At 64.8% G+C, this 11,573-nt stretch carries 10 protein-coding genes; 3 read left to right on the top strand and 7 right to left on the bottom strand.

The features are described 5' to 3' along the window. Positions 1-2: 2 nt before the first annotated feature. Positions 3-2,471, top strand: a complete 2,469-nt coding sequence (locus HBF24_RS14860) for a GGDEF and EAL domain-containing protein (RefSeq protein ID WP_167174513.1) — start codon at positions 3-5, stop codon at positions 2,469-2,471. Between the two features lie 22 nt (positions 2,472-2,493). On the opposite strand, the gene HBF24_RS14855 is transcribed toward HBF24_RS14860, so the two are convergent. Then, the gene (locus tag HBF24_RS14855) at positions 2,494-2,853 is read right to left on the bottom strand and encodes a hypothetical protein (protein ID WP_167174510.1); all 360 of its coding nucleotides are present in this window, start codon (positions 2,851-2,853) and stop codon (positions 2,494-2,496) included. 125 nt (positions 2,854-2,978) lie between these two features. Beyond that, positions 2,979-3,164, bottom strand: coding sequence for a hypothetical protein (locus tag HBF24_RS14850; protein ID WP_167174507.1), 186 nt, complete (start codon positions 3,162-3,164; stop codon positions 2,979-2,981). A 176-nt stretch (positions 3,165-3,340) separates the two neighbouring features. On the opposite strand from HBF24_RS14850, the gene HBF24_RS14845 reads away from it, so the two are divergent. Next, on the top strand, positions 3,341-3,649 hold the full coding sequence (locus HBF24_RS14845; RefSeq protein ID WP_167174504.1) for a DUF3247 family protein: 309 nt from the start codon (positions 3,341-3,343) through the stop codon (positions 3,647-3,649). A 15-nt stretch (positions 3,650-3,664) separates the two neighbouring features. Here the strand turns inward: HBF24_RS14845 and HBF24_RS14840 are convergent, their stop codons facing one another. From HBF24_RS14840 to HBF24_RS14820, 5 genes are all read right to left on the bottom strand, one after another. Further along, entirely contained in the window at positions 3,665-4,342 is a 678-nt protein-coding gene (locus HBF24_RS14840) for a glutathione S-transferase (protein ID WP_167174502.1), read from the bottom strand. 100 nt (positions 4,343-4,442) lie between these two features. After that, positions 4,443-6,305, bottom strand: a complete 1,863-nt coding sequence (locus tag HBF24_RS14835; RefSeq protein ID WP_167174500.1) for a family 43 glycosylhydrolase — start codon at positions 6,303-6,305, stop codon at positions 4,443-4,445. Between the two features lie 87 nt (positions 6,306-6,392). Next, positions 6,393-8,045, bottom strand: coding sequence for an alpha/beta hydrolase-fold protein (locus HBF24_RS14830; protein WP_167174497.1), 1,653 nt, complete (start codon positions 8,043-8,045; stop codon positions 6,393-6,395). Positions 8,046-8,151: 106 nt separating this feature from the next. Continuing rightward, complete coding sequence (locus HBF24_RS14825) at positions 8,152-9,063, bottom strand: arginine deiminase-related protein (RefSeq protein WP_167174494.1); 912 nt, start codon at positions 9,061-9,063, stop codon at positions 8,152-8,154. Between the two features lie 27 nt (positions 9,064-9,090). Next, positions 9,091-10,359 (bottom strand): MFS transporter, encoded by a 1,269-nt coding sequence (locus tag HBF24_RS14820; protein ID WP_167174491.1) that lies wholly within the window; start codon positions 10,357-10,359, stop codon positions 9,091-9,093. 127 nt (positions 10,360-10,486) lie between these two features. Between HBF24_RS14820 and HBF24_RS14815 the strand changes: the two genes are divergently transcribed. Continuing rightward, positions 10,487-11,554 carry an NAD(P)-dependent alcohol dehydrogenase gene (locus HBF24_RS14815; RefSeq protein WP_167174488.1) on the top strand — a complete coding sequence of 356 codons (1,068 nt, stop codon included), beginning with the start codon at positions 10,487-10,489 and terminating at the stop codon, positions 11,552-11,554. Positions 11,555-11,573 lie beyond the last annotated feature (19 nt).

Raw genomic sequence — 11,573 nt, 5'->3', positions numbered from 1 at the left:
AGATGAACAACCAAGGCGAGCGTACGCCCGAGGCGTGGTTTGGTTACACCGCCGAACGCATGCCCGCGATCCTGGCCTATATCGGCAGCGATCACCGTTATCGCTATGGCAACGAGCGCTACAGCCAGTGGCTGGGCCTGGATCGCGATTCGTTGTATGGGCGTACCGTCGAGCAAGTGCTTGGGCGGGCCATGTACGAGCGTATCCGGCCACAGCTGGAGCAGGCGCTCGCCGGTGAACCGGTCAACTTCGAGCGCCTGGTGGAGCTGGCAGGTCGCCAACGCTACCTGCATCTGGTGTACCAGCCTGACGTGGCGGCGGACGGCCGCGTGCAGGGTGTGGTTGTCCTGGCCACTGATATCACCTCGCGCCATGAGCTGGAGCAGCGCCTGCGCGAGAGCGAAGCACGTTTCTCCGGTGCATTCGCGCACGCCGCCATCGGCATGGCCCTGGTCAGCACCGACGGCGGCTGGCTGCAGGTCAACCCCGCACTGTGCAGGATGTTGGGTTACGAGGAGGGCGAGCTGCTGACCACCACCTTTCAGGACATTACCCATCCGGATGACCTGGAAAAGGACATGGGGTTGCTTTACGAGACGCTGGAAGGCAAGCGTCGCAGCTATCAAATCGAAAAGCGTTACTTCCATCGCGACGGCCGGGTGGTGCATGTCTTTCTGGCCGTGTCGCTGGTGCGAGGCGCCAGCGATGAGCCACTGTATTTCGTCTCGCAGATCCAGAACATTACTCAGCGCAAGGCTTACGAGGAGGCGCTGTTCCATGAGCGCGAGCGCGCCGAGGTCACGCTCAAGTCGATTGGCGATGCAGTCATCACCGTCGATCCCCATCTTTGCGTGAACTACCTAAATCCGGTGGCCGAGACCATGACTGGCTGGAGCCTGGAGCACGCCATCGGACGGCATATCGAGGAGGTATTGTGCCTGGTCGATCTGCATACGGGGCGTCCCCTGAGCAGTCCGCTGAGGGAGGCGATCCGGCGCAATGTGATCGTTGATCTGGAGGAGAGCGCCACGTTGATGCGCCGCGATGGTTTCAGCGTGGCCATTGAGGATTCGGCCGCGCCGATTCATGACCGCTACGGTCGCGTCATCGGTGGCGTGATGGTTTTCCACGATGTCAGCGAGGCGCGGCGCACCGCCATGCGCATGACGCACATGGCCAAGCATGATGCGCTGACTGATCTGCCCAATCGCAGCCTGCTCAAGGAGCGGCTTGACCAGGCCGTGGCACAGGCCGCCGAGCGGCGCGGCATGCTGGCCGTGTTGTTCATCGATGTTGACCGCTTCAAGCAGGTCAACGATTCGCTGGGCCACGATGCCGGTGATCGCCTGCTACTGCAGATTGCTACATTGCTGCGCGACAGCGTGAACGAGGAAGATACCGTCGCCCGCATCGGTGGCGATGAGTTTGTCATCGTAAAGACTCACCTGGTGCACCCGGAATCGGCTGGTGAACTGGCGCGCGCACTGATCGATCGCTGTCACGCCATGTTGCCGGCAACCGTGCGTGACCTGGGTGTAGCACTGAGTATCGGCATCAGCGCGTTTCCAGGCAACGGCGCGCATGCTGATGCGCTGATCCACAGCGCCGATACGGCCATGTACGAGGCCAAGCAAGCCGGGCACGGTGCCTATCGCTTCTTCACTGCCGAACTCAACGCGCGCACCAGTGAGCGAGTGCGTATCGAGACCGGGCTGCGCAGCGCCCTGCGTCGTGATGAGCTACGGCTGCACTACCAGCCGCTGGTCGACATGGAGGCTCGGTGCATTACTGGCGCCGAGGCCTTGCTGCGCTGGCAGGTCGATGACGAACTGGTGATGCCGGCGCGCTTCATCTGCGTGGCCGAGGAAAGTGGATTGATCCTGGACATCGGGCGCTGGGTATTGCAGCAGGCCTGCAGACAGGCGGTGCTCTGGGCCGGGCAGGGGCATCGACTGCGTATGGCGGTGAACGTTTCGCCGCTGCAGCTGCGCCACCCGCGTTTCATCGCCGTGTTGGAGGAGGTGCTGACCGAGAGCGGCCTGGATGCTGCGCAGCTTACACTGGAGTTGACTGAGCGCACGCTCATCGAGCGCGACGCCGACATGATTGAGCGCCTCAAGCGCATCCGAGCGTTGGGTGTGGAGCTGTCACTGGATGATTTCGGCACCGGCTACTGCGGTTTGGCCTACCTGAAGGGGTTGCCGGTCGACACATTGAAGATAGACCGTGCGTTCGTGCGTGATCTTGCCGAGGACACTGCCGATCAGGCGTTGGTCGCTGCCATCCTGCAGCTGTCGCAGACGCTGGGTAAAAACGTGGTGGCCGAGGGCGTCGAGCACGCGGCACAGGCACACCACCTGTTGCGGCTTGGTTGCCATCGCATGCAGGGGTTTCTGTTCGGCATGCCCGAAGCGGCCGACGCCTGGCAGTCCCGGCTCGACCGCTTCGGACTGTCTCTGCCACCACGATGAGTGGCGACAGAGTCGGCCTTGCTCAGCCGTCGATATCGTCGATGATCGGCGACTGCACGCGGCGCTGTTGCTGACGCTGCTTCCACAGCTTGCGACCCAGGAATACCGCGCCGATAGCCGCCGCTGCGATACCGATGGTGGCGGCCGGGTGGCGTTTGGCCTGACGGCCCAGACGCACGGCCTGCTCGGCGGAGCGCTCGCCCATGTCTTCGGCGAAATCGGCCGCGCGCAGTGCGCCACGACGCAGGCCACGTCCGGCGCGACGGCCAGCCAGACGGCCGCGCAGCGCCAGATCGCCGGTACGGCCTCCCAGCTCATGGGCGGTTTCCGTCAGGTCGCGCTTGCGCGGCAAATGGATGAGATTGTTCGCAGCTCGGCTCATGTTGGGCTCCTTACGTGTTGAACGACGCAGCGACATTGGCAGGCGCCATGTGATTGGCGCATAAACGCTTTGCGTGCCCGTTCAGCTGCATGAAGCCCGGCTGGATGGCCGGGGCGCTAACGCACTCAAGCGCCGACGCCCAGTCGCCACGCAGCCACCACCACGCCCAGCATCAGCACGAACGCGCAGGCCAGCACACCCTGCGAGCGATCGATGCGGTGCGGGGTAATTTTCAGGCAGACGTCACACTGCGCGTCGCGTGGGCGCATCGACGCGCCGCAGTGAGGACAGTACGACTGCACCAGAGCCATTTGCGTTCACCTTCACAAACTTGAATCAACGCGCGCATGCTGCGCACACGAATGTGTGCACAACGTGAGGCGGCCGGGCGCGGGTTAAGCCAGCATTTGGGCAACGATTCACCGCAAATTGGGCAGCCCGGCTCTAGCCTTGCAGGACACCAACGCCAATCTGCGAGGGAGACTCCATGGGACGCCATGCTGACCACGTCGAACTGAGCTCGGCCGCCTGCGAACACATCGAGGATTTGACCCGGCAGCTGCCCGCCAATGCGCGGGTGACCGTGGTCGAAAAAAACGGCACCATCTACACCGGCACCGTGGTCGAGCGGCCGATCACGCAAGTGTTCAAGGGGCCGGATGGCAAGCAGGGCATCAATGCCGTGTTGCGGCTGGAAGACCCGCAGGTGCCGACCTGGAACCGCAAGGTCTGGTTGGATCAGATCGATCGCGTCGAGAAGCTCGACGCCAACCGTCGGTTGCCCGAGCGCAACTGACGCGCGCGATAGGCTTCAGTCGACCATGGCGTACGGGCCGCCGCGATCCAGGGCGCGCTGGTAGGCCGGGCGCGCGTGCATGCGCGTGAGCACAGTGGCCAGGTGCGGATAGCGCGCGGTGAGGTCATCGTCGCGCGAAGCGGCCGCTTCCAGTGGAAAGCTCATCTGGATATCGGCGGCGCTGATGGCCTCGCCAGCGAACCAGGGCTGCCTGGCCAGATGCTCATCCATGTAACCCAGATGCAGGCGCCGTTGCGGCGTGACAAAGCCGGCCTGGATGCGCTTGGCGATGGCGCGCACCAAGGGGCGCAGCAAGCCTGGCATCGGTGCCTTGGGCATGCGCGAGAAGATCAGGCTGAGCAATAGCGGCGGCATCGCCGAGCCTTCGGCGTAATGCAGCCAGTAGGTGAACTGGCGCCGCTGCGCGCTGCCGGCGGCCGGACGCCATTGCCCTTCGGCGTCATAGGTGTCGAGCAGATACTCGATGATGGCGCCGGACTCGGCCAGGGTGATGTCGTCATCGGTGACGATGGGTGACTTGCCCAGCGGATGGATTTTTTTCAAGGAAGCCGGCGCCAGCATGGTGTCAGGGTCACGCGCGTAGCGCTTGATCTCATAGGGCAGCCCCAGCTCTTCGAGCAGCCAGAGGATGCGCTGCGAGCGCGAGTTTTCCAGGTGATGGACGGTAATCATGCCACCATCAAAGCGCAGCCCCCGTACGCCTGCAAGCGCCGATGCCATGCTTTGCGGCGCCGCGCACATCCGCCGTTGTCAGATGCGCGCGGCGAACGGTTCAGGGCTTGAGCACCATCACCTTGGACAGCTTGGAGACACCGTGCTCGTTGAACGCTTCCACGGCCACCACGTAACGCACGCCCTTGTTGAGCGAGCTCAAGGTCAGCTGGGTCGGCTTGTCGGCCCAGCGCTGCCAGGTTTCATGCAGGCGATCCTTGGCCAGGCCCCAGCGCACGTTGTAACCCACCGCCCCCGGTACCGGTTTCCAGCTGATGCGCGCATCACGCGTATCAGCCAGGCGCTTGGCGCCGACCAGCACCGGTGCGCTCGGGTCGGTGCCGGCCTTGTGGCCGAAGATACGAAGATCGGCGATGGCCAGTGTCTTGGCGCCGACGTGCACATGCACGTAACGCATGTAGCGCACGTGCGCCGGTTTGGCCAGCTCCACATAGGCGTCGGCGTGATCGCGCCGTGAGTGCGAAAGATCGGCCAGCATGTGCCAGTGCTTGCCGTCGCTGGAGCCTTCCAGTTTGAACTGGGTGACGATGTCCGGCGCATCGCCATAGCGGCCGGACTTGTAGTCGGCGTAATTGACCTGCACCGCACGCACCGTGCGCGGGCCGCCCATGTCGACGGTCAGCGTTTGCCCGGCGTGGTTGTTCTTGGCCAGCCAGAAGGTGCGTGGGTTTTCGTCGGTGGCATCGGCCGGCGTATGGCCGCCCATGTGCGAGGAGGCGCTGGCGTGCTTCTTGTACGACAGCAGCATCCAGCCGGTGAAGGTACTCTCCCCGGGCTTGAGCTTGTGATCGGGCATGGTGTGCGGAAAATCGCCGAAGCGCGTATCCACCCACATCTGCCCGTCCTTGTGAAAGCCGGCCGGGAACATGTCGATGCGCCGCTCGAAGGTCCAGTTCAATCCAATCCAGCTGGTGCCGGTGTTCCACACATTGCCGTGGGCATCGGTGAAGGTGGAGCCGTGACCGGCGCCCTGCATGAAGCCACCGGGCTTGTAGCCAATCGGGTTGTAGGGCGCATAGTGGAACGGCCCCAGCGGATGTTTGGAGGTATAGACGCCCGTGGCGTAGACGTTGTATTCGGTGCCCGGTCCGGCGTACTGCAGGTAGTAGGTGCCGTCGTGCTTGTTCATCCACGAGCCCTCGATATAGGGCGCGATGGCGGTGTTGGAGTGATTGCGGCCGAAGCGCTCCCAGCCGTGCTGCCTGGGATGGGCGCGCAGCAAGGCCTTGGGTTTGCTGGTGAAGTGCAGGCGCTTGCCTTCGCCTTGACTGGCCTTGTCAAAGGCAAAGTCCATGCTGGCCCCATACAGCGGGTGGATGTTGGACGAGTCCCAGTAGACGTAGACCTTGCCGTCATCATCCTGGAACAGGCCTGGATCCCACGGCCCCGGCGGCAACTGGCCGGGCTTGATCTTGTACTCGTTGGCCGGCGACACCGCGCCCGGCACCGGCGGCAGCAGGCGCGTCCAGAACTTCCACTTGCCGTGCGCCGGATCGGTCGAATACAGCAGCGGTCGCGATTCGAACGCCGACTCCATCAGGAACAGCTTGCCATCGGCCACCAGGGTGGCCGGCGCCACGGCACCGTCAAACGGCCAGCGATCGGGTTTGACGAACTGCCAGTGCACCAGGTCGGTAGAGCGCCAATAGCCGTCGGCCAGGGTCTGGAACAGGTAATAGGCGCCCTTGTATCGCACCACGGCCGGGTCGGCGCCGGTGCGATAGGAGATGCCCTTGTTCATCTGCTCGTAGTTGTAGCGGTAGTCGATGTCGATCGGGTTGGCCCAGGTGTGACCACGCACCGTGCCTGGCGCGGGTGCGGCTGGGTGATCGACAGCGTGGGCAGCGGTCAGGCTGCCGGCGAGCAGGGCGCCAAGCGCCAGGATAAGCGGACGGTGGGGCATGATGGGCACGGCATGTCGTAAAACAGCCCATCACCATGGCGCAAGCGCGTTGCGGCGGCAAGCACCCCAACGCGCGCTTTCGATGTATCAGTAGCGCCAATCCTTGAGGTTGGCATCTGGCGGCGCGTGGCTGTCGACGTACTGGGTGATGGTGTGGATCAGCGCATCACCGCGAGGGCCCCAGCAATGCGGCGCCATCGGCTGGTAGGTCACCGAGCCATGGAAGCTCGGGCTTTTCGCCGTTTTCAGGAAGCCATCCATCATGCGCACGCCCATATTGAGGTAGTAAGTGTCGGCATCGCCCACATAGATGTGCAGCTTGTCGGTCACCTTCGGCCCCAGCGTGGACCACTGCGTCTGAAGGATATGGCGCAGGTCGTAGTGCTGCTTCCAGTAGGCGGCCACCTGGTGATTGATGACACCGGTGCGCTTGTTCCAGATGCGCTGCGGGTAGCCATCGGCGCCAACGGGTCCGAACGTGGCTTCCCAGATATCCCACTGGCCGCCCGAGCGCGAGTGGTCACCCACCGCCAGCTCGTACCAGTTCTCGTCTTTCATCATCGAAGTGATGTTGCCATCCGGCTTGCGCGTGTCCGGACGCTCGACGCGTACCCAGCCGTGCTGCTTGTAATAGGCGTTCTTGTCCGCGTAGATGTTGACGATCTGGTGGTAGCGAAAATCCAGCGAGTCTGGACACGAGGCAAAGCTGCCGCCGTAGTAATCGGGGTGGAACACCTGCAGCGCCACGGAAATCCAGCCACCCGTCGAGCCGCCGGTGAGGATGCGCGCCCAAGGCTGATTGATGGTGCGAAAGCGCTGGTCGATGGCCGGCAGCAGCTCTTGCTGGATGGCGTCGCCCCAGGGGCCATCGTTGGCCGAGTTCACCGCGTAGGAGTCGTCGTAATACGGCGAGGGATGTTGCAGTGTGACCACGATGTAGCGCGGCGTGCCGTCGGCCAGCCAGTACTTGCGGAACGCCGAGCCCTTGCGGTCAAAGCCCATCGGCGCGTGCAGCGAGAAGTGGCCTTCGTCGTAGATCACCGGGTAGCGCACATGGGGGTGGCTGGCGTAACCACGCGGCAGCAGGACGGTCGCGCCGAAATAGATCGGGTGGCCCCACCAGTGGCTGAGCATGGCGCTCTTGATGCGAAAACGCTTCACGTAGCGGGTGTCGGCCGGCAGCTTGATCGGGCCGATCACATGATCGGCGACCAGCTTGATCGGCGTGCTGGCGTTGGGGTCGTAATGCACCTTCACCGGCGTGCCGTAGAGGTTGCCCGGCGAGCGCTTCCAGTCCTGGCCTTCCCAATGGTCCATGTGCAGCCACACGGTGTGACCGTCGGCGCGCTTGAACCGGGTGTAGATGTTGACGAATGGCTGCATCCAGTAGTCGCCGGCCGGCAACTTGGAAAGCTGATGCACGGGCGTGCCGAAATCGGCATGGGTGATCGCCACCTGGGTGCCGGGCTTGAGCGCCTTCACATCGTGGCCGAACAGTGGCACGCCCGTCGGGTCGGTCTGCTCGATGGGCGGCTTGGCGTTGCTGCGGCTGATGGCCACGTACACGCGTCCGGTAATCGGCTTGGCATGCGCGCTGGCCGGGAAGCTGATCTCGAGGCGCGGACCGGTGGGTGGAGCCTTGGCCGTGGCGGCGTTGGCGAGCGCGACGCTGCCAAGCAGGGCGATGGCGCTGGCCGCACCGATGCGTGCCAGGCGGGGAAGGGCTGGGTGAGTATTCATGGCCCCGATTCTGCCCACAGCCGGGCGTTGGCGACCTCTGCCATTGGGCACGGGTGGGCGGTACCGTTGGGGTTTTATCGATGCCGTCTGGCGCCGCAAGGCGAGACTAGAAAATCTCGCCCACGCAGCAGCGCAGGCTGCCACCGGCCTTTTCGATATCCGGCAGCGGTACCTCACCCAGCGTAAATCCATAGCCGGCCAGCTGCGCGCGCTGATCGGGTGTAAGCGAGGCGGCGCCCCGTGCGCTTATCCACACGCGCCGCTCACTCAGCGTGATGGCATTGCCGGCAAAGGCGCGCTTTTGCTCGGGGCTGAGCATCACCGCGTGTTGATCGTAGGCACCGGCAATGGCCGCCGGCACGGCCGGGTCGGCAAAGCCGTCGGCGGCCAGCAGCACCGCGCGGCTGGCCAGCAGCGCCATCACCACATTGGTGTGGTACTCGCCCGGCGCCAGCTCGAAGGCCCAGGTCAGTTTGAGGCCGAAGGCCTCGTGCATGGCCTGCGCGCCGGCCAGATCGCAGCGCTCGGACAGACCGCAAAAGCCCACGCCACGCGCGCGATCGATAATCAGCGAGCCGGTCAGCTCGGCGACCAGATCCTCACGCATGGACAGGTCGTGCTCGGCGTAGCCCAGCAAGTCGGTGAATACGCGCCGGATATCGCCACGGTCCGCTTCGTGCTGGCGCACGGCGTGGCGCATGCGGCCAATGATGAGCCGGCCCGGCGCGGTGGCAAACACGTTGTTGGGAAACAGGCCGTCCGGACAGGCGGCATCGCCCGGAAACACCATCACCGGCACATCCTGGCGCAGCGCTTCGGCCAGCGCCGCGTGCTGGGCCATCGCGGCGGCCGCGTCAGGCACGTCGGCCAGATCCATGTAGCGGTTGTCGCTGGCCGACTCGGCCGCCAGCGTCAGCGCCGAAGGCGCCACCATGAAGGCCGCGCGTGCCGTGGCCGGTGCGCTGGCGGGCAGCTTGGCGAACTGTTCGGAAAAAGCGTCGGCGCAGGTAACCAGCATGACAAGGCGGCGGGTGACGAAGGGTCTCTAGAGTGTAGCCGAGGCGCCTTCGGTGGCCTCGGCCTGTTCGGGCTCGCCGGCCAGCTTCTGGCGCCGGAGCAAGACCGGGAACATGGCCATCCACAGGCCCACGACCACCAGTGTGCCGAGGCCGCCGATGACCGCGGTGCCGACCGCGCCGACCCAGGCTGCCAGCAGACCCGATTCGAACTCGCCCAGCTGGTTGGAGGTGTTGATGAAAATCGAGTTCACCGCGTTGACGCGTCCGCGCATGGCATCGGGTGTTTCCAGCTGCACCAGCGCGCCGCGGATCACCATGCTGACCATGTCGAAGGCGCCCAGCGCAAACAGCGCCAGCAGGGACAGCCACAGCACCGTGGACAGCGCGAATACCAGCGTGGCCACGCCAAAGCCGGCCACCGAGGCGAACATGATCATGCCCACGCGCCGCTCCATGGTGTGACGGGCCAGCCACAGCGACATCAGCAGCGCGCCCACGGCCGGCGCGGCGCGCAGCAGGCCCAGTCCCCACGGGCCGGTATGCAGGATGTCGCGGGCAAAAATGGGCAGCAGGGCGGTGGCGCCACCCAGCAGCACGGCGAAAAGGTCCAGCGAGATCACGCCCAGAATCACCGGCCGCGCGCGGATGAAGCTGACGCCAGCGAACACCGTCTTCAGTGTCGCCGGCTCGCGGCGCGGCGGGGTGTGGTCATAGCGCAGCCAGGCCATCAGCAGCACGGCGCCAAGGTAAAGCGCCGCCGATGCGCCGTAGACCACGCCGGGGCCGGCCACGTAGAGAAAGCCGCCCACCGCGGGGCCGGCGATCATGGCGATCTGTCCGGCCGAGGAATTCATCGCCAGCGCGCGCGGCAGCACCGCTTCGGGCACCAGGCCCGGCACCATCGACTGCAGCGCTGGTGATTCGAACGCCTTGAACACGCCGATGAAGAAGATCAGCGCGAGGATGGCCGTCTCGTCCAGCACGTGCATGACCGTACCCGCGGCCAGCGCCAGGATCGCCAGCCACTCGAAAAACTGGCACACCACCACGATGCGACGGCGCTGGAACTGGTCGGCCACATGCCCGGCCGGCAGCGCCAGCAGTACCGAAGGGATGAACTGTGCCAGGCCGATCAGGCCAAGGTCGAAGGCGCGACCGGTGATGGCGTAAACCTGCCAGCCAACAGCCACCGACAGCATCTGGAAGCCGAAACTGGAGGCCAGGCGGGCGCACCAGAAGCGAAGAAATGCCGGGTACTGACGCAGGCTCTGCGTCGAGGGATCAAGCTCGGGCATGCGCGGGAAAGCTTCCGTAAACAGGGGACGAATGCGCGGGTTCCGCAGCGCCTGTCACGCGCCCGGCCTTCACGAACTGGCGGGTACACTAACCGTAATTCCCCAACATGACTACGGAGCATCCGTCATGAGCAACACCCCCGCCTATGCCGCTGTCAGTGCCGGTGCCGAGTTGGCTGCGCACGCCATCGAGCGCCGTCAGCCCGGCCCGCACGATGTGGAAATTGCCATCCGTTACTGCGGCGTGTGCCACTCGGACATCCATCAGGTGCGCGATGAATGGGGTGGATCGGTGTTTCCGATGGTGCCGGGTCACGAGATTGTCGGCACCGTCACCCGCGTCGGCGACAAGGTCGAAAAGTGGGCCCAGGGCGATACCGTCGGCGTGGGCTGCTTTGTTGATTCGTGCCGCACCTGCGCCGCCTGCGAGGACGGCGAGGAGCAGTTCTGCGAGAAGGGCATGAGTGCCACCTACAATAGCTTCGAGCGCCACGACGACGGCACGCTGGATCGCTCGCGCCCTACCTATGGCGGTTACGCCACGCGCATCGTGGTCGACGAGAACTACGTGCTGAGGGTGCCCGAATCGATCGCCCTGGAACGGGCCGCGCCCTTGCTGTGTGCCGGCATCACCACCTATTCGCCGCTGAAGCTCTACCAGGTGGGCGAGGGCGATACGGTGGCCGTGGTCGGCCTTGGTGGCCTGGGTCACATGGCGGTGAAGATCGCCAAGGCCATGGGCGCGAGCGTGACCGTGCTCAGTCACTCGCCGAACAAGCGCGACGCGGCGCTGAAACTGGGCGCCGATGACTTTGTCGCCACCGGCGAAGAGAACGCCTTCGACGATCACGCCGGGCGCTTTGACGTCATCATCGATACCGTGTCGGCCGGTCACGACTACAACGCCTACCTGGGCCTGCTCAAACGCGCTGGTGTGATGGTGCTGGTGGGCATGCCCGAGCCGCAGCTGATCTCGGCAGGCAGTTTGATTCTTGGCCGCAAGCGTCTGGCCGGCTCGATGATCGGTGGCATCGCCGAAACCCAGGAGATGCTCGATTTCTGCGCCGAGCACGATATTGGCGCCGATGTCGAAGTGATCCCGGTGCAGGACATCAACGACGCCTACGAGCGCATGATGCGCGGTGACGTGCGCTATCGCTTCGTTATCGATACGGCCAGTTTCCAGGCCGACTGACGGTGCTGCCTGAACGCTG

This window comes from Oleiagrimonas sp. C23AA (assembly GCF_011759385.1).
In the GTDB taxonomy this organism is placed as follows: Bacteria; Pseudomonadota; Gammaproteobacteria; order Xanthomonadales; family Rhodanobacteraceae; genus Oleiagrimonas.
Note: the sequence above shows the minus strand (reverse complement) of the source record. Positions and strands in the feature narration are given on the sequence as shown.

Bases quoted from the DNA above. Each gene is read 5' to 3' on its own strand.
- HBF24_RS14855 (WP_167174510.1), bottom strand. From the start codon at position 2,853: ATGAGCCGAGCTGCGAACAATCTCATCCATTTGCCGCGCAAGCGCGAC.
- HBF24_RS14825 (WP_167174494.1), bottom strand. From the start codon at position 9,063: ATGCTGGTTACCTGCGCCGACGCTTTTTCCGAACAGTTCGCCAAGCTG.
- HBF24_RS14850 (WP_167174507.1), bottom strand. From the start codon at position 3,164: ATGGCTCTGGTGCAGTCGTACTGTCCTCACTGCGGCGCGTCGATGCGC.
- HBF24_RS14860 (WP_167174513.1), top strand. From the start codon at position 3: ATGAACAACCAAGGCGAGCGTACGCCCGAGGCGTGGTTTGGTTACACC.
- HBF24_RS14835 (WP_167174500.1), bottom strand. From the start codon at position 6,305: ATGCCCCACCGTCCGCTTATCCTGGCGCTTGGCGCCCTGCTCGCCGGC.
- HBF24_RS14845 (WP_167174504.1), top strand. From the start codon at position 3,341: ATGGGACGCCATGCTGACCACGTCGAACTGAGCTCGGCCGCCTGCGAA.
- HBF24_RS14840 (WP_167174502.1), bottom strand. From the start codon at position 4,342: ATGATTACCGTCCATCACCTGGAAAACTCGCGCTCGCAGCGCATCCTC.
- HBF24_RS14820 (WP_167174491.1), bottom strand. From the start codon at position 10,359: ATGCCCGAGCTTGATCCCTCGACGCAGAGCCTGCGTCAGTACCCGGCA.
- HBF24_RS14815 (WP_167174488.1), top strand. From the start codon at position 10,487: ATGAGCAACACCCCCGCCTATGCCGCTGTCAGTGCCGGTGCCGAGTTG.
- HBF24_RS14830 (WP_167174497.1), bottom strand. From the start codon at position 8,045: ATGAATACTCACCCAGCCCTTCCCCGCCTGGCACGCATCGGTGCGGCC.